Raw genomic sequence first — 20855 nt, forward strand, 5'->3', positions numbered from 1 at the left:
ACGGATATGTCCCTACGCACCCTGCTCACCACGCTGCTGCTGACCTGCAGTTTTTCAGCCATGGCAGCCACCGAGATTGTGCCCCTGAACTACCGCACCAGCGCCGATATGCTGCCGATGGCACAGGATTTCATCGGCAAGGACGGCCAGGTCAGCGCCTACGGCAATCAGCTGATCGTCAATGCCGATCAGCGCAAGATCGACGAACTTAAGGCTCTTGTTACGCAACTCGATGTTGCCGCCAAGCGCCTGTTGATCACCGTCGACACCAACGAAAACAACTTCCAAGGCGATCAGGGTTATTCGGTCAACGGCGCCAAACCGAGCCAGACGCGCATCATCAATCGCAGCACCGACAGCCGTGATGGCGGCATCCAGCAGATTCAGGCCAGCGAGGGCGCACCGGCACTGATTCAGGTCGGCCAGAGCGTGCCGCTCACCAGCGCTCAGACCGACTCCTACGGCGATCTGCGCAGCCAGACTGAATACCGCAACGTCACCCAGGGCTTCTACGTCACTGCCAGCGTCACCGGCGACATCGTTCACCTGTCGATCAGTACCAACCGTGACCGCATCAGCCAGGAACGTCCCGATGTAGTGAATGTGCAAAGTACCGACACAACTGTCACGGGGCGGCTGGGTGAGTGGATCACTCTGGCCGGCGTGAACCGCCAGACTCAGGCCGACAAACAGGGTGTAACCCGCAGCTACGCGACTCAGGGCCGGGATGACATGACCCTGCGGGTGAAAGTCGACACTTTGGACTAAACCACCGAAAACTGACTGATTAGTCGTATTAGACCAAAGATGTAGTGCCTGAAAAAAAGCACTACAAAACGTTTGACGATCGAAAAAAGCAAAGGCATGATGGCCTCGCTCCCGCTAATCAGGGGCCCTGGCAAGGGCCTTCGAAGCGCTGCTCGCATCTACCCCGCGAGCCGTTTCGTGTCTGTACCGCCCACAAGGTGTGTTTGACGAGGTTGCCGACTGGAACGAAGTTGTCCCGAGGGACGGAAGCGTAATTAGGTAACCCGGCTCCACACTGATGTTCGTACCAAGGCCCACGACGCCCGAATGCGCTCGCCAGTTCGCCCTTACCTGCTCACTCCCCCTCGAGCCCATCGTTCATCCCGTCGCCAACCCCGCCGAATCCGACTTGACCACCTAAGCTTCTGGTCAGCGAGCAGCCTTTTACGCCTCTTTAATTTGCGTATTTGGCTTGAGCAGGAATTTTCCACCCCAGAACCACTATCGATACAAAACGCGACGAGGTTTATCTCCATGGCACTGACACGCGAACAGCAAATTGCAGCCCTCGAAAAAGATTGGGCTGAAAACCCACGCTGGAAAGGCGTGACACGCGCTTACTCCGCTGCTGACGTCGTCCGCCTGCGCGGCTCGGTTCAACCTGAGCACACCTTTGCAAAACTGGGCGCCGAGAAGCTGTGGAACCTGGTCACCCAAGGTGCCAAGCCATCCTTCCGTCCTGATAAAGATTTCGTCAACTGCATGGGCGCCCTGACCGGCGGCCAGGCTGTGCAACAAGTCAAAGCCGGTATCCAGGCGATCTACCTGTCGGGCTGGCAGGTTGCTGCGGACAACAACTCCGCCGAATCGATGTACCCGGACCAGTCGCTGTACCCGGTGGACTCGGTTCCAACCGTGGTCAAGCGCATCAACAACTCGTTCCGTCGTGCTGACCAGATCCAGTGGAAAGCCGGCAAAGGCCCAGGCGACGAAGGCTACATCGACTACTTCGCGCCAATCGTGGCTGACGCTGAAGCCGGTTTCGGCGGCGTTCTGAACGCTTACGAGCTGATGAAGAGCATGATCGAAGCAGGCGCCGCCGGCGTTCACTTCGAAGACCAACTGGCTTCCGTGAAAAAATGCGGCCACATGGGCGGCAAGGTACTGGTTCCTACCCAGGAAGCTGTACAGAAGCTGACCGCTGCTCGTCTGGCAGCTGACGTGGCTGGTACTCCGACCATCATCCTGGCGCGTACCGATGCTAACGCAGCCGACCTGCTGACTTCCGATTGCGACCCGTACGACAAAGAGTTCGTGACTGGCGAACGTACCCAGGAAGGCTTCTACAAAGTGCGCGCTGGTCTCGACCAGGCCATCTCCCGCGGCCTGGCCTACGCGCCATACGCCGACCTGATCTGGTGCGAAACCGCCAAGCCGGATCTGGACGAGGCTCGTCGCTTCGCCGAAGCGATCAAAAAGGAATACCCGGACCAACTGCTGTCGTACAACTGCTCGCCTTCCTTCAACTGGAAGAAAAACCTGGACGACGCGACCATCGCCAAGTTCCAGCGCGAACTGTCCGCCATGGGCTACAAGCACCAGTTCATCACCCTGGCCGGCATTCACAACATGTGGCACAGCATGTTCAACCTGGCGCACGACTACGCCCGCAACGACATGACTGCCTACGTGAAGCTGCAAGAGCAGGAATTCGCTGACGCTTCCAAGGGTTACACCTTCGTGGCTCACCAGCAGGAAGTGGGCACCGGCTACTTCGACGACATGACCACCGTGATTCAAGGTGGCTCGTCTTCGGTGACCGCGCTGACCGGTTCGACCGAAGAAGAACAGTTCCACTGATCTGCTTCGCCTGAGCAAACGGCCGTTGCGGACCGGATAGAAAGCTAACCGCAACGCCGCACATCTGACGCCCCGACTGGTTCGGGGCGTTTTTTTTGCCTGTTTTTAAACACAACACGCCCCTGTAGGAGCGAGGCTTGCCCGCGAAGAATGCGCCGCGGTCTACCTGATATACCGCAGTGCATTCTTCGCGGGCAAGCCTCGCTCCTACAGGTGGACGTGCGCTTTCAAAATCATTGATCCAGAGCAGTTTTTTGATCTGGAAAACAGGGTAAAACGACCGCGCCCGCTACTTGCAATAACAGCTATATAAGACAACTTCCCACTCACCCGCCCGTTAAACAGTTTAAAAACCACCTCAAATAATATTGATTATCATTTAGCCGCAACTATGTTCGTTACATTCCCTACAAAACAATATTGATGAAAACCCGGCTAATGCCCGCAACGCATGGGCCGCGGGGCTTTGGAGGCACGCTATGTCCTTATTCCATTAAATAATTTCGCTATCTGAATTTTACTTGCACCGTGTTGTGCCATAAAATCAGCGGGATTGATTGCTGCGACATATCGTCACTGCGTTGTTTCTTTTTCAAGCTCAGAGACCTTTGCTCTCTGTTAAGGATTACCAGCATGCCCGAAGCGACAGGACTCATGGCCCACAACTGGGGCTTTGCCATTTTCCTTCTGGGCGTCGTCGGCCTTTGCGCCTTCATGCTTGGTGTCTCAAGCCTCCTCGGGTCAAAAGCCTGGGGCCGCAGCAAAAACGAACCGTTCGAGTCCGGCATGCTACCTACAGGTGGCGCCCGCTTGCGGCTCTCAGCCAAATTCTATCTGGTCGCGATGCTCTTCGTGATCTTCGATATCGAAGCCCTCTTTCTCTTTGCCTGGTCTGTGTCCGTCCGCGAAAGCGGCTGGACCGGATTCGTCGAAGCTCTCGTTTTCATAGCAATTCTGTTGGCAGGTCTTGTCTACCTGTTCCGAGTGGGCGCCCTTGACTGGGCTCCGGAAGCTCGTCGCAAGCGGCAGGCGAAGCTGAAACAATGAGGCTTTGGCAATGCAATACAATCTCACCAGGATCGACCCCGATGCTCCTAACGAGCAGTATCCGATTGGCGAGCGGGAAACCGTTTCCGATCCGTTAGAAGATCAAGTTCACAAAAACATTTTCATGGGCAAGCTCGAAGACGTGCTTAACGGCACGGTCAACTGGGGGCGCAAGAATTCCCTGTGGCCGTATAACTTCGGTCTTTCGTGCTGCTACGTGGAAATGACCACCGCCTTCACGGCGCCCCACGACATCGCGCGCTTTGGCGCCGAGGTTATCCGGGCATCGCCGCGCCAGGCGGATTTCATGGTTATCGCCGGTACCTGCTTCATCAAGATGGCGCCGATCATTCAGCGTCTCTACGAGCAAATGCTCGAACCTAAATGGGTTATCTCCATGGGTTCGTGCGCCAACTCCGGTGGCATGTACGACATCTACTCTGTCGTTCAAGGGGTGGACAAGTTCCTGCCCGTGGACGTCTACGTGCCTGGCTGCCCGCCCCGCCCTGAAGCTTTTCTGCAAGGCTTGATGCTCTTGCAAGAGTCGATTGGACAGGAGCGTCGTCCGCTTTCCTGGGTCGTCGGCGATCAAGGCGTGTACCGCGCCGAGATGCCTTCGCAAAAGGAACAGCGCCGCGAACAGCGAATCGCAGTCACCAACCTGCGCAGCCCCGACGAAGTCTGATCCAGATCTGCTTCTTTAATAGAACGAGACACTGGCTTCATTCTTTACGTTGACCGAAAGCGATAAATAACCATGACTACAGGCAGTGCTCTGTACATCCCGCCTTATAAGGCAGACGACCAGGATGTGGTCGTCGAACTGAATAACCGTTTTGGCCCCGAGGCGTTCACCGCCCAGCCTACCCGCACCGGCATGCCGGTGCTTTGGGTTGCCCGTGCCAAACTCGTCGAAGTCCTGACCTTCCTGCGCAACTTGCCCAAGCCGTACGTCATGCTCTATGACCTGCACGGCGTGGACGAGCGTCTGCGCACCAAGCGTCAAGGGCTGCCAAGCGGCGTCGACTTCACAGTGTTCTATCACTTGATGTCGATCGAACGTAATAGTGACGTAATGATCAAGGTCGCCTTGTCCGAGAGCGACCTGAGCGTGCCGACCGTGACCGGTATCTGGCCGAACGCCAACTGGTACGAGCGTGAAGTGTGGGACATGTACGGCATCAACTTTGCCGGCCACCCGCACCTGACCCGCATCATGATGCCGCCGACCTGGGAAGGTCACCCGCTGCGCAAGGACTTCCCGGCCCGCGCCACCGAGTTCGACCCGTTCAGCCTGACCCTGGCCAAGCAACAGCTTGAGGAAGAAGCCGCGCGCTTCAAGCCTGAAGACTGGGGCATGAAGCGTTCCGGTGCGAACGAGGACTACATGTTCCTCAACCTCGGCCCTAACCACCCTTCCGCACACGGTGCGTTCCGCATCATTCTGCAGCTGGACGGTGAAGAGATTGTCGATTGCGTACCGGACGTCGGTTACCACCACCGTGGTGCCGAGAAGATGGCCGAGCGTCAGTCCTGGCACAGCTTCATTCCGTACACCGACCGTATCGACTACCTCGGCGGCGTGATGAACAACCTGCCGTACGTACTCTCGGTCGAGAAGCTGGCCGGCATCAAGGTGCCCGAGAAGGTCGACGTCATCCGCATCATGATGGCCGAGTTCTTCCGGATCACCAGCCACCTGCTGTTCCTGGGGACTTACATCCAGGACGTCGGCGCCATGACTCCGGTGTTCTTCACGTTCACCGACCGTCAGAAGGCGTACACGGTGATCGAAGCCATCACCGGTTTCCGTCTGCACCCGGCCTGGTACCGTATCGGTGGCGTCGCTCACGACCTGCCGCGCGGCTGGGAAAAACTGGTGAAAGACTTCGTCGAGTGGATGCCAAAGCGTCTGGACGAATACCAGAAAGCCGCTCTGGACAACAGCATCCTGCGTGGCCGGACCATCGGCGTCGCGGCGTACAACACCAAGGAAGCCCTGGAATGGGGCGTCACCGGTTCCGGCCTGCGTTCGACCGGTTGCGATTTCGACCTGCGCAAGGCTCGTCCGTACTCCGGCTACGAGAACTTCGAATTCGAAGTTCCGCTGGCGGCCAATGGCGATGCCTATGACCGCTGCATCGTGCGTGTCGAAGAAATGCGCCAGAGCCTGAAGATCATCGAGCAGTGCATGCGCAACATGCCGGAAGGCCCGTACAAGGCGGATCACCCGCTGACCACGCCGCCGCCGAAAGAGCGCACCCTGCAGCACATCGAGACCCTGATCACGCACTTCCTGCAAGTTTCGTGGGGCCCGGTCATGCCGGCCAACGAATCCTTCCAGATGATCGAAGCGACCAAGGGCATCAACAGTTATTACCTGACGAGCGATGGCGGCACCATGAGCTACCGCACCCGGATTCGCACCCCAAGCTTCCCGCACCTGCAGCAGATCCCTTCGGTGATCAAAGGCAGCATGGTCGCGGACTTGATCGCGTACCTGGGTAGTATCGATTTCGTTATGGCCGACGTGGACCGCTAAGCATGAACAGCACGCTTATCCAGACAGACCGTTTCACATTGAGTGAAACCGAGCGCTCGGCCATCGAGCACGAGCTGCATCACTACGAAGACCCGCGCGCGGCGTCGATCGAAGCCCTGAAAATCGTCCAGAAGGAACGTGGCTGGGTGCCTGACGGCGCGCTCTACGCCATCGGCGAGATGCTCGGCATCCCGGCGAGCGACGTTGAAGGTGTGGCCACTTTCTATAGCCAGATCTTCCGTCAGCCCGTCGGTCGTCACATCATTCGCGTCTGCGACAGCATGGTTTGCTACATCGGCGGCCATGAATCCGTTGTCAGCGAAATCCAGAGCAATCTGGGCATCGGCCTGGGTCAGACCACCGCCGACGGTCGTTTCACCCTGCTGCCGGTCTGCTGCCTCGGCAACTGCGACAAGGCGCCGGCGTTGATGATCGACGACGACACTTTCGGTGATGTGCAGCCTGCCGGCGTTGCCAAATTGCTCGAGGGCTACGTATGACCCTGACTTCCTTCGGTCCTGCCAACCGCATCAAGCGGTCGGCCGAGACTCACCCGTTGACCTGGCGTCTGCGTGACGACGGCGAAGCCGTGTGGCTCGACGAGTACCAGGCCAAGAACGGCTACGCGGCTGCGCGCAAAGCCTTCGCCGACATGGCTCAGGACGACATCGTCCAGACCGTGAAGGATTCCGGTCTTAAAGGTCGCGGCGGTGCAGGCTTCCCCACGGGCGTGAAGTGGGGCCTGATGCCCAAAGACGAATCCATCAACATCCGCTACTTGCTGTGCAACGCGGACGAGATGGAACCGAACACCTGGAAAGACCGCATGCTGATGGAGCAACTGCCCCATCTGCTGATCGAAGGCATGCTGATCAGTGCTCGCGCGCTGAAAACCTACCGTGGCTACATCTTCCTGCGTGGCGAATACACCACCGCCGCCAAGCACCTCAACCGTGCCGTGGAAGAAGCCAAGGCAGCCGGCTTGCTGGGCAAGAACATCCTGGGCAGCGGCTTCGATTTCGAGCTGTTCGTCCACACCGGCGCCGGGCGTTACATCTGCGGTGAAGAAACCGCACTGATCAACTCCCTCGAAGGCCGCCGCGCCAACCCGCGCTCCAAGCCGCCCTTCCCTGCCGCCGTTGGTGTGTGGGGCAAGCCGACGTGCGTGAACAACGTCGAAACCCTGTGCAACGTGCCGGCGATCATTGCCGACGGCGTGGACTGGTACAAATCGTTGGCGCGCGAAGGCAGTGAAGACATGGGCACCAAGCTCATGGGCTTCTCCGGCAAGGTCAAGAACCCGGGCCTGTGGGAACTGCCGTTCGGCGTCACCGGTCGCGAGTTGTTCGAAGACTACGCCGGCGGCATGCGCGACGGCTTCAAGCTAAAGTGCTGGCAGCCAGGCGGCGCCGGTACCGGTTTCCTGTTGCCGGAACACCTGGACGCACAAATGTACGCCGGCGGCATCGCCAAAGTGGGCACCCGTATGGGTACCGGCCTGGCCATGGCGGTGGACGACAGCGTCAACATGGTTTCCCTGCTGCGCAACATGGAAGAGTTCTTCTCCCGTGAGTCGTGCGGTTTCTGCACCCCGTGCCGTGACGGTTTGCCGTGGAGCGTCAAGCTGCTGCGTGCGATTGAGAACGGTGAAGGGCAAGCCGGCGATATCGAGACCCTGCTGGGTCTGGTCGGTTTCCTCGGCCCGGGCAAGACCTTCTGTGCTCACGCACCGGGCGCCGTGGAGCCGTTGGGCAGCGCAATCAAATACTTCCGCCATGAGTTCGAAGCCGGCATCGCGCCTACCAGCGCCGTCGTCCCGCCTCTGGCAAGGCCGATCGTAGTCGGCGCGTAAACGCTTAAAAAGGCGAAGGGTCCGTGCCCTTCGCCTTCTCGTTCGATGACGCCTTTTATGGGCTGTTTGGATTCGGACGAATAACAAGATTCCATTAGCCACGCCCGCTGACACCGGGCCAACGAAGAACTTTGAACCATGGCCACTATCCACGTAGACGGCAAAGAGCTCGAAGTCGATGGGGCAGACAACCTGTTACAGGCATGTCTGTCGCTAGGCCTCGATATCCCTTATTTCTGCTGGCACCCCGCCCTAGGCAGCGTTGGCGCTTGCCGCCAGTGCGCGGTCAAGCAGTACACCGACGAAAACGACAAGCGTGGTCGGATCGTCATGTCCTGCATGACCCCCGCCACCGACGGCAGCTGGATCTCCATCGACGACGAAGAAGCGAAAGTGTTTCGCGCAAGCGTCGTCGAATGGCTGATGACCAACCACCCTCACGACTGCCCGGTCTGTGAAGAAGGCGGTCACTGCCACCTGCAAGACATGACCGTGATGACCGGCCACAACGAGCGCCGTTATCGCTTCACCAAGCGCACTCACCAGAACCAGCAACTGGGCCCGTTCATTTCCCACGAAATGAACCGCTGCATCGCTTGCTACCGCTGCGTGCGTTTCTATAAGGACTACGCCGGCGGCACCGACCTCGGTGTATTCGGCGCCCACGACAACGTGTACTTCGGTCGCGTTGAAGATGGCACCCTGGAAAGCGAGTTCTCCGGCAACCTCACCGAGGTCTGCCCTACCGGTGTGTTCACCGACAAGACTCACTCCGAGCGCTACAACCGCAAGTGGGACATGCAGTTCTCGCCGAGCATCTGCCATGGCTGCTCCAGCGGTTGCAACATCTCCCCGGGCGAGCGCTACGGTGAACTGCGTCGTATCGAAAACCGTTTCAACGGTTCGGTAAACCAGTACTTCCTGTGCGACCGTGGCCGTTTCGGCTACGGCTACGTCAACCGCGAAGATCGCCCGCGTCAGCCAAAGCTGGCCAACGGCGCCAAGCTGAGCCTCGACGAAGCGCTGGATAAAGCCGCTGACCTGCTGCGCGGTCGCAACATCGTCGGTATCGGTTCGCCCCGTGCCAGCCTCGAAAGCAACTACGCGTTGCGCGAACTGGTCGGCGCCGAGCACTTCTACTCCGGTATCGAAGCCGCCGAACTGGAACGCATTCGTCTGGTCATGCAAGTGCTGAAAGACAGCCCGCTGCCGATCCCGAACATGCGCGACATCGAAGACCACGATGCAATTTTCGTCCTTGGTGAAGACCTGACCCAGACCGCTGCCCGTGTGGCCCTGTCCCTGCGTCAATCGGTCAAGGGCAAGGCCGAAGACATGGCCGATGCCATGCGCGTTCAGCCTTGGCTCGACGCCGCCGTGAAGAACATCGGCCAGCACGCGCTGAACCCGCTGTTCATCGCCAGCCTGGCTGAAACCAAGCTCGACGACATCGCTGAAGAATGCGTTCACGCCGCTCCAGACGATCTGGCGCGCATCGGTTTCGCCGTGGCTCACGCCCTAGACGCCAGCGCGCCTGCCGTTGAAGGTCTGGACGCTGAAGCTCTTGAACTGGCCAAGCGCATTGCCGACGCCCTGCTCGCCGCCAAGCGTCCGCTGATCATTGCCGGCACCTCGTTGGGTTCCAAGGCGCTGATCGAAGCTGCTGCAAACATTGCGAAAGCCTTGAAGCTGCGCGAGAAGAACGGTTCCATCAGCCTGATCGTGCCAGAGGCCAACAGCCTTGGCCTGGCCATGCTCGGTGGTGACTCGGTCGACGCCGCGCTGCAAGCGGTGATCGACGGCAAAGCCGACGCTATCGTCGTGCTGGAAAACGATCTGTACACCCGTACCGACAAAGCCCGTGTCGATGCTGCCCTGAACGCCGCGAAAGTGGTGATCGTGGCGGACCATCAGAAGACTGCCACCAGCGATCGCGCGCACCTGGTTCTGCCAGCCGCCAGCTTCGCTGAAGGCGACGGTACGTTGGTCAGCCAAGAAGGCCGCGCCCAGCGTTTCTTCCAGGTGTTCGATCCGACTTACCTCGACGCAAGCATCCTGGTTCACGAAGGCTGGCGCTGGCTGCATGCCCTGCGCGCAACCCTGTTGAACCAGCCGATCGACTGGACCCAACTGGACCACGTCACCGCTGCCTGCGCCGCAAGCACGCCGCAACTGGCGCGTATTGTCGACGCTGCGCCGTCCGCCGCGTTCCGCATCAAAGGCCTGAAACTGGCGCGCGAACCGCTGCGTTACTCCGGTCGTACCGCCATGCGTGCCGACATCAGCGTGCACGAACCGCGTACCTCCCAGGATAACGACACCGCGTTCTCGTTCTCCATGGAAGGTTACTCGGGCTCGGTCGAACCGCGTCAGCAAGTGCCATTCGCCTGGTCTCCGGGCTGGAACTCGCCGCAAGCCTGGAACAAGTTCCAGGACGAAGTCGGTGGTCACATCCGCGCTGGCGACCCGGGCACCCGCCTGATCGAAAGCACCGGTGACTCGCTGAACTGGTTCGCCAGTGTTCCGCGCGCGTTCAACCCGGCTCAAGGCACCTGGCAGGTTGTGCCGTTCTTCCACCTGTTCGGCAGCGAAGAGAACTCTTCCAAAGCCGCGCCGGTTCAGGAACGCATCCCGGCCGCTTACGTCGCTTTGGCCAAATCCGAAGCCGACCGCCTGGGTGTCAATGATGGCGCCATGCTCAGCTTGAACGTGGCTGGCCAGACCTTGCGTCTGCCGCTGCGCATCAACGAAGAGCTGGGTGCCGGCCTGGTCGCATTGCCGGCCGGTATTGCTGGCATTCCACCGGCGATCTTTGGCAAATCCGTTGACGGTCTGCAGGAGGCAGCTCAATGACCTGGTTCACGCCTGAAGTGATTGACGTGATCATCGCGGTCCTCAAGGCCATCGTGATTCTGCTCGCCGTGGTGGTGTGCGGCGCGCTGCTCAGCTGGGTCGAGCGTCGTCTGCTCGCCCTCTGGCAGGACCGTTACGGTCCGAACCGCGTCGGCCCGTTCGGCGCGTTCCAGATCGCGGCCGACATGATCAAGATGTTCTTCAAGGAAGACTGGACCCCACCGTTCGCCGATAAAGTGATCTTCACTTTGGCACCGGTCGTGGCCATGAGCGCCTTGCTGATTGCCTTCGCGATCATCCCGATCACCCCGACCTGGGGTGTGGCGGACATCAACATCGGCATCCTGTTCTTCTTTGCCATGGCCGGTCTGTCGGTCTACGCGGTGCTGTTCGCCGGCTGGTCGAGTAACAACAAGTTCGCCCTGTTGGGCAGCTTGCGGGCCTCGGCACAAACCGTGTCGTACGAAGTGTTCATGGGCCTGTCGCTGATGGGCATCGTGATCCAGGTCGGCTCGTTCAACATGCGCGACATCGTTGAATACCAGGCGCAGAACCTGTGGTTCGTGATTCCGCAGATCTTCGGTTTCCTGACCTTCTTCATTGCCGGCGTCGCCGTGACTCACCGTCACCCGTTCGACCAGCCGGAAGCGGAGCAGGAACTGGCCGACGGTTACCACATTGAATACGCCGGCATGAAATGGGGCATGTTCTTCGTCGGCGAGTACATCGGCATCGTGTTGATTTCGGCGCTGCTGGTGACTTTGTTCTTCGGTGGCTGGCACGGTCCGTTCGGCATTCTGCCGCAGATCCCGTTCATCTGGTTTGCACTGAAAACCGCGTTCTTCATCATGTTCTTCATCCTGCTGCGCGCCTCGATCCCGCGCCCACGGTATGACCAAGTGATGGATTTCAGCTGGAAGTTCTGCCTGCCGCTGACCCTCATCAACATGCTGGTGACCGCTGCGATCGTGTTGCTCAACACGCCCGCCGTCGCGGCTCAGTGAGGATAGAGAATCATGAAGTACATTTTTGACATCGTGCATGGCTTCTTCACCCAGCTTCGCAGCCTGGTGATGATCTTCGGCCATGCCTTCCGCAAGCGCGACACGTTGCAGTACCCGGAAGAAGCCGTGTACCTGCCGCCGCGCTTTCGTGGGCGTATCGTCCTGACCCGCGACCCTGATGGCGAAGAGCGTTGTGTAGCCTGCAACCTGTGCGCCGTGGCGTGCCCGGTCGGCTGCATCTCGCTGCAGAAAGCTGAAACCGAAGACGGTCGCTGGTACCCGGACTTCTTCCGCATCAACTTCTCGCGCTGCATTTTCTGCGGCCTCTGCGAGGAAGCCTGCCCGACCACCGCGATCCAGCTGACACCGGATTTCGAGATGGCCGAGTTCAAACGTCAGGACCTGGTGTACGAGAAAGAAGATCTGCTGATCTCCGGCCCCGGCAAAAACCCTGATTACAACTTCTATCGTGTTGCAGGTATGGCGATTGCCGGGAAGCCGAAAGGCTCCGCGCAGAATGAAGCCCAGCCGATCAACGTGAAGAGCTTGCTGCCTTAAGGAAGAAAGATGGAATTCGCTTTCTATTTCGCATCGGGTATCGCTGTGGTGTCCACGCTTCGCGTGATCACCAACACCAACCCTGTGCACGCCCTGCTCTACCTGATCATTTCTCTGATCGCCGTGGCCATGACGTTCTTCGCCCTCGGCGCACCGTTTGCCGGTGTTCTGGAAGTGATCGCCTACGCTGGCGCCATCATGGTGCTGTTCGTGTTCGTGGTGATGATGCTGAACCTGGGGCCCGCTTCGGTTCAGCAAGAGCGCGTCTGGCTCAAGCCCGGCATCTGGCTCGGCCCGGTCGCCCTCGGCACCCTGTTGCTGGTTGAACTGCTGTACGTGCTGTTCAGCCACTCCAGCGGTCAGGCCATCGGCCACACCACTGTAGACGCCAAGGCCGTGGGCATCAGCCTGTTCGGTCCTTATCTGCTGGTGGTCGAACTCGCCTCGATGCTGCTGCTTGCCGCAGCCGTCACGGCGTTCCACCTGGGCCGCAACGAAGCCAAGGAGCAATGACGATGCCTGCTATCCCTCTGGAGCATGGTCTGGCGGTTGCCGGCATCCTGTTCTGCCTCGGTCTGGTCGGCCTGATGGTCCGCCGCAACATTCTCTTCGTGCTGATGAGCCTGGAGATCATGATGAATGCCTCCGCTTTGGCCTTCATCGTCGCCGGTAGCCGCTGGGGTCAGCCGGATGGACAGATCATGTTCATCCTGGTGATCAGCCTGGCAGCCGCCGAGGCCAGTATTGGCCTGGCGATTCTGTTGCAGCTGTATCGCCGCTTCCACACTCTCGATATCGACGCTGCCAGCGAGATGCGCGGATGAATCTTCTCTATCTGACTTTCGTATTCCCTCTCATAGGTTTCCTGCTGCTGTCGTTCTCACGCGGCCGCCTTTCGGAAAACCTGTCGGCGCTGATTGGCGTCGGTTCCATCGGTCTGTCTGCCATCGTCACGGCTTACGTGATCTGGCAATTCAATGTCGCGCCACCTGAAGGCGGTCACTACACCATGGTGTTGTGGCAGTGGATGGCGGTGGAAGGCTTCACGCCGAACTTTGCGCTGTACCTGGATGGTCTGTCCCTGACCATGCTCGGTGTGGTCGTCGGCGTCGGCTTCCTGATCCACCTGTTCGCGTCCTGGTACATGCGCGGTGAAGCCGGTTACTCGCGCTTCTTCGCCTACACCAACCTGTTTATCGCCAGCATGCTGTTCCTGGTCCTGGGCGATAACCTGTTGTTCCTGTACTTCGGCTGGGAAGGCGTGGGTCTGTGCTCGTACCTGTTGATCGGTTTCTACTACAGCAACCGCAACAACGGTAACGCCGCACTTAAAGCCTTCATCGTCACCCGTATTGGCGACGTGTTCATGGCCATCGGCCTGTTCATCCTGTTCGCACAACTGGGCACGCTGAATATCCAGGAACTGCTGGTGCTGGCACCGCAGAAATTCCAGGCCGGCGACTTCTGGATGGTCATGGCCACCCTGATGCTGCTGGGCGGCGCCGTCGGTAAATCCGCGCAACTGCCGCTGCAAACCTGGCTGGCGGATGCGATGGCCGGTCCTACTCCGGTTTCGGCACTGATCCACGCCGCGACCATGGTAACCGCCGGTGTCTACCTGATCGCCCGTACTCACGGCCTGTTTGCGTTGGCGCCGGACATCCTGCACCTCGTTGGCGTTGTTGGTGGCGTGACTCTGGTACTGGCCGGTTTTGCCGCCCTGGTGCAGACCGACATCAAACGTATCCTCGCCTACTCGACCATGAGCCAGATCGGCTATATGTTTCTGGCGCTGGGCGTGGGTGCATGGGATGGCGCGATCTTTCACCTGATGACCCACGCCTTCTTCAAGGCGCTGCTGTTCCTTGCGTCCGGTGCGGTGATCGTTGCCTGCCACCACGAGCAGAACATCTTCAAGATGGGCGGCCTGTGGAAGAAACTGCCACTGGCCTACGCCAGCTTCATCGTCGGCGGCGCGGCATTGTCTGCCCTGCCTCTGGTGACCGCAGGCTTCTACTCCAAGGACGAAATCCTCTGGGAAGCGTTTGCCAGCGGCAACCACGGTCTGCTCTACGCAGGTCTGGTCGGCGCGTTCATGACTTCGCTGTACACCTTCCGCCTGATCTTCATCGCGTTCCACGGTGAAGCGAAGACCGAAGCACACGCCGGTCACGGCATCGCTCACTGGCTGCCACTGTCGGTGCTGATCGTCCTGTCGACCTTCGTCGGCGCGATGATCGTTCCGCCACTGCACGGTGTGCTGCCACAAAGCGTCGGCCATGCCGGCGGCGAAGCCAAGCACAGTCTGGAAATCGCTTCGGGCGCCATCGCCCTGGCCGGTATCCTGCTGGCCGCGCTGCTGTTCCTCGGCAAGCGTCGTTTCGTCACTGCAATCGCCAACAGCGGCATCGGCCGCTTCCTTTCGGCCTGGTGGTTCGCTGCCTGGGGCTTCGACTGGATCTACGACAAACTGTTCGTCAAGCCATACCTTGCGATCTGCCACGTACTGCGCCAAGACCCGCTCGACCAGACCATCGGTCTGATCCCGCGTATGGCCAAAGGCGGCCACACCGCCCTGAGCCGTACCGAAACCGGTCAACTGCGTTGGTACGCGGCATCGATGGCAGCCGGCTCCGTGCTGGTCATCGGCGCCATCGTGCTGGTAGCGGTCTGAATATGAACCTTGCGAACTTGCGAAAGGAATTGAGCCCGTCATGATTCTGCCTTGGCTAATCCTGATCCCCTTCATCGGCGGCCTGCTGTGCTGGATGGGTGAGCGCTTCGGCGCTACCCTCCCCCGCTGGATTGCGCTGTTGACCATGACCCTGGAACTCGCGCTCGGCCTCTGGCTGTGGGCCCACGGTGACTATTCATTTGCTCCGGCGCCTGGCGCCGATCCGACCTGGGCGCTTGAGTTCAAGCACATCTGGATCGAGCGTTTCGGCATCAGTGTGCACCTGGCCCTCGACGGCCTGTCGCTGCTGATGATCCTGCTGACCGGTCTGCTGGGTATCCTCTCGGTACTCTGCTCGTGGAAAGAGATCCAGCGTCACGTTGGCTTCTTCCACTTGAACCTGATGTGGATCCTGGGCGGTGTCGTCGGCGTGTTCCTCGCCCTCGACCTGTTCATGTTCTTCTTCTTCTGGGAAATGATGCTGGTGCCGATGTACTTCCTCATCGCGCTCTGGGGTCACAGTTCTTCGGACGGCAAGAAAACCCGGATCTACGCGGCGACCAAGTTCTTCATCTTCACTCAGGCGTCCGGCCTGATCATGTTGGTGGCGATCCTAGGCCTGGTCCTGGTCAACTTCAACGACACCGGCGTGATTACCTTCAACTACGCCGACCTGTTGAAAACCAAGATGTCGCTCACTACCGAGTACATCCTGATGCTCGGCTTCTTCATCGCTTTCGCGGTGAAACTGCCGGTCGTGCCGTTCCACTCCTGGTTGCCTGACGCTCACGCCCAGGCGCCAACAGCAGGTTCGGTCGACCTGGCCGGTATCTTGTTGAAAACGGCGGCTTACGGTCTGCTGCGTTTCGCCCTGCCGCTGTTCCCGAATGCGTCGGCCGAGTTCGCGCCGTTCGCCATGACCCTGGGTCTGATCGGGATCTTCTACGGTGCGTTCCTGGCTTTCGCACAAACCGACATCAAACGTCTGATCGCCTACTCCTCCGTTTCCCACATGGGCTTCGTGTTGATCGGCATCTACTCCGGCAGCCAACTGGCGCTGCAGGGTGCGGTGATGCAGATGCTGGCGCACGGTCTGTCGGCCGCGGCACTCTTTATCCTCAGCGGTCAGCTGTACGAGCGCACCCACACCCGCGACATGCGTGAAATGGGCGGCCTGTGGTCGAAGATCGCTTACCTGCCGGCCATCAGCCTGTTCTTCGCAGCCGCGTCCCTGGGCTTGCCAGGTACCGGTAACTTCGTCGGTGAGTTCCTGATCCTGATCGGCACGTTCCCGAGCGCCCCATGGATCACCATCATCGCAACGTCCGGTCTGGTGTTCGGTTCGGTCTACTCGCTGATCATGATCCACCGTGCCTACTTCGGCCCGGCCAAATCGGATGCGGTACTGCATGGCATGGACGGTCGTGAACTGATCATGGTGGTCGGTCTGGCGGCACTGCTGATTTACATCGGCGTGTACCCGCAACCGTTCCTCGACACCTCTGCCGCGACGATGCATGGCGTGCAGCAGTGGCTCGGCACCGCCTTCACTCAACTCGCTTCGGCCCGGTAAGAGCGCTATGGAATTCACGACTCAACACTTTATCGCGCTTGCGCCGTTGTTGATCACCAGCGTCACGATCATCGTGGTGATGCTGGCGATTGCCTGGCGCCGCAACCACTCGCAGACCTTCCTGATTTCCGTGGCGGGTCTGAACCTGGCGTTGCTGTCGATCCTGCCAGCCTTGAAGGTCGCGCCTCTGGCCGTGACCCCATTGCTGCAGATCGACACCTTCGCTTGCCTGTACATGGCGCTGATCCTGGTCGCCACCCTCGCTTGTGTGACCCTCGCCCACGCCTACCTTGGCGATGGCGGTTCGGGTTACCCGGGCAACCGTGAAGAACTTTACCTGCTGATCCTGATGGCCGCCGCCGGTGGCCTGGTGCTGGTCAGCGCGCAGCACCTGGCCGGTTTGTTCATCGGTCTGGAACTGCTCTCGGTACCGGTCTACGGTCTGGTGGCTTACGCCTTCTTCAACAAGCGCTCGCTGGAAGCCGGTATCAAGTACATGGTGCTGTCGGCCGCTGGTTCCGCGTTCCTGTTGTTCGGTATGGCCCTGCTGTATGCCGACTCCGGCAGCCTGAGCTTCGTCGGCATCGGCCAGGCCCTCGCGGCTACCGGCCTGCCAAGCTCCCTGGCGCAACTGGGCCTGGGCATGATGCTGATCGGTCTGGCGTTCAAGCTGTCGCTGGTGCCGTTCCACCTCTGGACTCCGGACGTTTACGAAGGTGCTCCGGCACCGGTGGCCGCGTTCCTCGCCACCGCTTCGAAAGTGGCTGTGTTCGCGGTGATGGTGCGTCTGTTCCAGATCTCTCCAGCGGCGAGCAGCGGTGTACTCAGCGACGTGCTGACCATCATCGCCATCGCGTCGATCCTGTTCGGTAACCTTCTGGCCCTGACCCAGAGCAACCTCAAGCGTCTGCTGGGTTACTCGTCCATCGCTCACTTCGGTTACCTGCTGATCGCCCTGGTGGCGAGCAAGGGTCTGGCCGTGGAAGCCATCGGCGTGTACCTGGTCACCTACGTGATCACCAGCCTCGGCGCCTTCGGCGTGATCACGCTGATGTCCTCTCCGTACAACGGCCGTGACGCCGACGCCCTGTACGAGTACCGCGGCCTGTTCTGGCGCCGTCCGTACCTGACCGCCGTTCTGACCGTGATGATGCTGTCCCTGGCCGGCATTCCGCTGACCGCGGGCTTCATCGGCAAGTTCTACATCATCGCTACCGGTGTCGAGTCGCACCAATGGTGGCTGGTCGGTTCCCTGGTACTGGGCAGCGCCATCGGCGTCTTCTACTACCTGCGCGTGATGGTCACCCTGTACCTGATCGAGCCGAACCTGCGTCGCCACGATGCGCAACTGCACTGGGAACAACGTGCAGGCGGCGTGATGCTGCTGGCGATCGCGCTGGTGGCATTCTTCCTTGGCGTCTACCCACAACCGCTGCTGACGCTGGTTCAGCAGGCAGGTCTGACGGGCTGATCGCTCGGCGATATCTGGCTACAAACAAAAACGGCACCTTCGGGTGCCGTTTTTGCGTTTGTGAGGTTGCTCACCCCGTTCTCGGAAAGGGACTGCAAAGGCATCGGCATGGGCTGACATCCGGCAACTGCTACTGAGCGCTAAGGTAGGTTATGAGCTAATCGGGAGCATCAAATGAAGCTAGAAATTCTTTCGAAATCGGATAATGGTTTCGAATTGGCCACTCACTCACCACATAACAATTTCACCTGTCGTCCTCTCGCCTTTGCCGCCTCCAAATATTCTGGCTATATTTGTCCAGAATATGCGGGAGAAATTATGATCATCGTTCCGTTAGCCGAAGCGAAAAACAATTTGTCCAAGCTCGTCGATGACGCAGCAGCCGGTCAGATCATCACCATTGCTAAACATGGTCGAGCCCTTGCCCGACTGGTTCCAGTGGGAAAATCCTCAGCACGCCGTATCGGCGCAATGAAAGGTAAGCTGATCCTGCCTGAAGACTTTGACGCACCGCTGTCGGACGAAATGCTGGATGCCTTCGAAGGAACTCAAGAATGAGGGTTCTGCTCGATACTCACATTCTGCTTTGGACGCTCGGCGATGACCCCAAGTGCAGCGACATTCTGGGAAATGGCAATCAAGGTTGGACTGGGAAAGCTAAACGTTGACCTGGAGGAAATCCGGCAGTACAGCCTCGAAAGCGGCTTCATCGAACTGCCAGTAACCTCAGAACACGCCATAGCAGTGAAAGACCTCGAACATCACCACCGTGACCCATTCGACCGGCTGATTATTGCAACCGCCATGACGGAACCCATGAAGCTACTCACCGCCGATCCATTGGTTGCCAGGTACACAGATTTAGCAATTTTGGTCTAACCGGACCGCACTCCCCCCACTGCTGCCCGACCTCCAGAATTCCCTTGCGGATGAATCACCTGCGTCCTACATCCCGATCCTGCCTTTGACTTTAACGTTATGACTTGACCGAATTGGCAGGCACAGCAGCCTTGACCTATTCGATTCTTGTGAAAGAAATATACGCAGGGCACCTTCGGGTGCCGTTTTTGTGTTTGTGGGATTTGTTACTGCTGCCCTCCCCCTCCTTCTGCAATTCCCGAAAGCTCTCGCGGGATTGTCGGTTCCCATGAAAATGCTAAATCTCTTGGCGTCCTTCGTGGGTGCCCTTTTATTGCCCAACCTGTGGCGCGCGGATAAATCGGATTTCCCCTACACCTAAAACGGAATCACCCGGCATTTAAAATTGAGGCTGCTCGCCAAAGTCCCCCGATTTACGAATCGGGACACGAACGTGACTAGACTCATCCCCAAAAGCGAACTCCATGGCCAACGTAGTCAACTACTCGACCCTTACCAAGCCATGGAAGAGTTCCGACAGGCTCTGAATCGCCCCGACGATCTGCCTGGCTTCGACGATCTGCTAAACGCGATGGGCCTTCATCGCTCCAACTACCTGCAAGGTGTCAACCAACGAAAACTCATTGATGCCGTCAGTAACGGTGACTGGGCATTGGTGAAGCCGCGCGTTACTGCGGATAACGGCGGTGCCTCCTGGAACGCCTTCAAACCCAAACCCGAGCCAGCACCCGCACAGTATCTGGTAGAAGAACATGCCTTCACCCTGCCCAAACCGGCAGAGTCCGGCTTCCACATCGTCCAGACACCCATGACCCTCGCAGCGCTGGAACGCTCGCTGTACGAAATCACACCCAGCGATGTGCTGCGCCGCGAGTTCCGCTCGCTCAATCGCCACCTCGGTGAACACGTAAAACCGGGGCAAATGGTCATCTTCAGCGACTCGCGCAACTACATGTGCCGACGCGAAGAGGCACAGATGATGGCAGCTGCGGAAAAAGTGAATGAAGCGCTGAAAGATCTGACGGATGAAGAGGCATCGTTCATGGTTGAGCATCATGAGGTGATAGAACCGTTTTTAGAGGTGTCGGCGGGCACACTAGGCGTTGCGTCATTCATGATCGGCCAGCATCTGGAAGGATTAAAAAATACCCTCAAAGAACTAGAGGGGCTGCATCAACAGCAATATCGCCAGTATCGTCACTTGCATTCGCCGGAGTTCTTTGCCAAACGCAAACGACTGATGGCAAAGCTGGATGCCAGCCTGGGGCCGCTCATACGCAAAGGCACAGGCATAGCGGATCATCCAAAACTTAAACGGGCACTAGGATTGTCGAGTCGCAGGATTATTCACCGCTGGGACAAAGCTGGTTCGCCGACACAATTACCAGGATATGCAACCAACATCACAGGCGTTGCGAGAGCGGCGAAGTACATGAAAGGAGGTGGATATCTCGGTATTGGGTTACAGCTAGGCGCGTCCAGTTCAAAAATTCATGAGGTTTGCTCCTCCGGTCGCGAGCAGGAATGTAAGCAAGTAAGGTTTGTAGAGGGTGGGAAAATGTTAGGAGGTACTGTTGGCGCTATTGCCGGCGGAGTCGCTGGGGGGAAAATAGGTACGACAGTGTGTACAAAACTGAAGGGGGTCGGAAAACTTGTATGTGTGCTGGTGATCGGCGCTACAGGATCCACGTTAACTGGAACAGTGCTGACTGACGGCGGCGAGATCGTGGGTCAAGAAGTCCACGAGTATTCCGAATAATGGAAGTGACACGCACTGCATTCGCCTGGACTTGGG

The 20855-nt window shown here is 58.9% G+C and carries 17 protein-coding genes and 1 pseudogene; all 18 read left to right on the top strand.

Annotation, left to right across the window (positions count from 1 at the left end; all coding sequences use genetic code 11):
• Window positions 1-6: 6 nt before the first annotated feature.
• The 18 genes and pseudogenes from ACYZTY_RS17595 to ACYZTY_RS17680 all read left to right on the top strand — a co-directional run bounded on the left by ACYZTY_RS17595 (window position 7) and on the right by ACYZTY_RS17680 (window position 20819).
• A complete protein-coding gene (locus ACYZTY_RS17595) occupies window positions 7-768 on the top strand; it encodes a secretin N-terminal domain-containing protein (RefSeq protein ID WP_461954782.1) in 762 nt (253 codons plus the stop codon).
• A 513-nt stretch (window positions 769-1281) separates the two neighbouring features.
• Window positions 1282-2607 carry an isocitrate lyase gene (gene aceA / locus ACYZTY_RS17600; RefSeq protein WP_461954783.1) on the top strand — a complete coding sequence of 442 codons (1326 nt, stop codon included), beginning with the start codon at window positions 1282-1284 and terminating at the stop codon, window positions 2605-2607.
• Between the two features lie 633 nt (window positions 2608-3240).
• Window positions 3241-3654: an NADH-quinone oxidoreductase subunit A gene (locus ACYZTY_RS17605; protein WP_003223812.1), complete on the top strand. Its 414-nt coding sequence runs from the start codon at window positions 3241-3243 to the stop codon at window positions 3652-3654.
• A 10-nt stretch (window positions 3655-3664) separates the two neighbouring features.
• Window positions 3665-4339: a NuoB/complex I 20 kDa subunit family protein gene (locus ACYZTY_RS17610; protein ID WP_010458867.1), complete on the top strand. Its 675-nt coding sequence runs from the start codon at window positions 3665-3667 to the stop codon at window positions 4337-4339.
• Between the two features lie 72 nt (window positions 4340-4411).
• A complete protein-coding gene (gene nuoC / locus ACYZTY_RS17615) occupies window positions 4412-6196 on the top strand; it encodes an NADH-quinone oxidoreductase subunit C/D (RefSeq protein WP_461954784.1) in 1785 nt (594 codons plus the stop codon).
• Window positions 6197-6198: 2 nt separating this feature from the next.
• Window positions 6199-6696 carry an NADH-quinone oxidoreductase subunit NuoE gene (gene nuoE, locus ACYZTY_RS17620; RefSeq protein WP_461954785.1) on the top strand — a complete coding sequence of 166 codons (498 nt, stop codon included), beginning with the start codon at window positions 6199-6201 and terminating at the stop codon, window positions 6694-6696.
• The gene (gene nuoF, locus ACYZTY_RS17625; RefSeq protein WP_461954786.1) at window positions 6693-8048 is read left to right on the top strand and encodes an NADH-quinone oxidoreductase subunit NuoF; all 1356 of its coding nucleotides are present in this window, start codon (window positions 6693-6695) and stop codon (window positions 8046-8048) included. Before nuoE ends, nuoF begins: the two co-directional genes overlap by 4 nt.
• Before the next feature lie 138 nt (window positions 8049-8186).
• Window positions 8187-10901 (top strand): NADH-quinone oxidoreductase subunit NuoG, encoded by a 2715-nt coding sequence (nuoG, locus tag ACYZTY_RS17630; protein ID WP_461954787.1) that lies wholly within the window; start codon window positions 8187-8189, stop codon window positions 10899-10901.
• Window positions 10898-11905, top strand: coding sequence for an NADH-quinone oxidoreductase subunit NuoH (nuoH, locus tag ACYZTY_RS17635; RefSeq protein ID WP_436274337.1), 1008 nt, complete (start codon window positions 10898-10900; stop codon window positions 11903-11905). Before nuoG ends, nuoH begins: the two co-directional genes overlap by 4 nt.
• Before the next feature lie 12 nt (window positions 11906-11917).
• Window positions 11918-12463 (top strand): NADH-quinone oxidoreductase subunit NuoI, encoded by a 546-nt coding sequence (gene nuoI / locus ACYZTY_RS17640; protein WP_007905075.1) that lies wholly within the window; start codon window positions 11918-11920, stop codon window positions 12461-12463.
• 9 nt (window positions 12464-12472) lie between these two features.
• On the top strand, window positions 12473-12976 hold the full coding sequence (gene nuoJ / locus ACYZTY_RS17645) for an NADH-quinone oxidoreductase subunit J (protein ID WP_027925107.1): 504 nt from the start codon (window positions 12473-12475) through the stop codon (window positions 12974-12976).
• Between the two features lie 2 nt (window positions 12977-12978).
• Entirely contained in the window at window positions 12979-13287 is a 309-nt protein-coding gene (gene nuoK, locus ACYZTY_RS17650; protein ID WP_010458852.1) for an NADH-quinone oxidoreductase subunit NuoK, read from the top strand.
• Window positions 13284-15137: an NADH-quinone oxidoreductase subunit L gene (nuoL, locus tag ACYZTY_RS17655; protein ID WP_461954788.1), complete on the top strand. Its 1854-nt coding sequence runs from the start codon at window positions 13284-13286 to the stop codon at window positions 15135-15137. The genes nuoK and nuoL overlap by 4 nt, the downstream gene beginning before the upstream one ends.
• Before the next feature lie 40 nt (window positions 15138-15177).
• Complete coding sequence (nuoM, locus tag ACYZTY_RS17660) at window positions 15178-16710, top strand: NADH-quinone oxidoreductase subunit M (protein ID WP_461954789.1); 1533 nt, start codon at window positions 15178-15180, stop codon at window positions 16708-16710.
• Between the two features lie 7 nt (window positions 16711-16717).
• Window positions 16718-18181: an NADH-quinone oxidoreductase subunit NuoN gene (gene nuoN / locus ACYZTY_RS17665; protein ID WP_461954790.1), complete on the top strand. Its 1464-nt coding sequence runs from the start codon at window positions 16718-16720 to the stop codon at window positions 18179-18181.
• 174 nt (window positions 18182-18355) lie between these two features.
• Window positions 18356-18739 carry a type II toxin-antitoxin system Phd/YefM family antitoxin gene (locus tag ACYZTY_RS17670; protein ID WP_461954791.1) on the top strand — a complete coding sequence of 128 codons (384 nt, stop codon included), beginning with the start codon at window positions 18356-18358 and terminating at the stop codon, window positions 18737-18739.
• Window positions 18736-19060, top strand: a pseudogene (locus tag ACYZTY_RS17675) (type II toxin-antitoxin system VapC family toxin). The gene ACYZTY_RS17670 and the pseudogene ACYZTY_RS17675 overlap by 4 nt, the downstream one beginning before the upstream one ends.
• A 433-nt stretch (window positions 19061-19493) precedes the next feature.
• Window positions 19494-20819 carry a hypothetical protein gene (locus ACYZTY_RS17680; protein ID WP_461954792.1) on the top strand — a complete coding sequence of 442 codons (1326 nt, stop codon included), beginning with the start codon at window positions 19494-19496 and terminating at the stop codon, window positions 20817-20819.
• Window positions 20820-20855 lie beyond the last annotated feature (36 nt).

It is taken from the genome of Pseudomonas sp. LB1P83, from assembly GCF_054897885.1.

What these genes read in the sequence shown, in the direction of transcription:
- ACYZTY_RS17595 (WP_461954782.1), top strand. Translation starts at nt 7, where the DNA reads ATGTCCCTACGCACCCTGCTCACCACGCTGCTGCTGACCTGCAGTTTT.
- aceA (WP_461954783.1), top strand. Translation starts at nt 1,282, where the DNA reads ATGGCACTGACACGCGAACAGCAAATTGCAGCCCTCGAAAAAGATTGG.
- ACYZTY_RS17605 (WP_003223812.1), top strand. Translation starts at nt 3,241, where the DNA reads ATGCCCGAAGCGACAGGACTCATGGCCCACAACTGGGGCTTTGCCATT.
- ACYZTY_RS17610 (WP_010458867.1), top strand. Translation starts at nt 3,665, where the DNA reads ATGCAATACAATCTCACCAGGATCGACCCCGATGCTCCTAACGAGCAG.
- nuoC (WP_461954784.1), top strand. Translation starts at nt 4,412, where the DNA reads ATGACTACAGGCAGTGCTCTGTACATCCCGCCTTATAAGGCAGACGAC.
- nuoE (WP_461954785.1), top strand. Translation starts at nt 6,199, where the DNA reads ATGAACAGCACGCTTATCCAGACAGACCGTTTCACATTGAGTGAAACC.
- nuoF (WP_461954786.1), top strand. Translation starts at nt 6,693, where the DNA reads ATGACCCTGACTTCCTTCGGTCCTGCCAACCGCATCAAGCGGTCGGCC.
- nuoG (WP_461954787.1), top strand. Translation starts at nt 8,187, where the DNA reads ATGGCCACTATCCACGTAGACGGCAAAGAGCTCGAAGTCGATGGGGCA.
- nuoH (WP_436274337.1), top strand. Translation starts at nt 10,898, where the DNA reads ATGACCTGGTTCACGCCTGAAGTGATTGACGTGATCATCGCGGTCCTC.
- nuoI (WP_007905075.1), top strand. Translation starts at nt 11,918, where the DNA reads ATGAAGTACATTTTTGACATCGTGCATGGCTTCTTCACCCAGCTTCGC.
- nuoJ (WP_027925107.1), top strand. Translation starts at nt 12,473, where the DNA reads ATGGAATTCGCTTTCTATTTCGCATCGGGTATCGCTGTGGTGTCCACG.
- nuoK (WP_010458852.1), top strand. Translation starts at nt 12,979, where the DNA reads ATGCCTGCTATCCCTCTGGAGCATGGTCTGGCGGTTGCCGGCATCCTG.
- nuoL (WP_461954788.1), top strand. Translation starts at nt 13,284, where the DNA reads ATGAATCTTCTCTATCTGACTTTCGTATTCCCTCTCATAGGTTTCCTG.
- nuoM (WP_461954789.1), top strand. Translation starts at nt 15,178, where the DNA reads ATGATTCTGCCTTGGCTAATCCTGATCCCCTTCATCGGCGGCCTGCTG.
- nuoN (WP_461954790.1), top strand. Translation starts at nt 16,718, where the DNA reads ATGGAATTCACGACTCAACACTTTATCGCGCTTGCGCCGTTGTTGATC.
- ACYZTY_RS17670 (WP_461954791.1), top strand. Translation starts at nt 18,356, where the DNA reads ATGAAGCTAGAAATTCTTTCGAAATCGGATAATGGTTTCGAATTGGCC.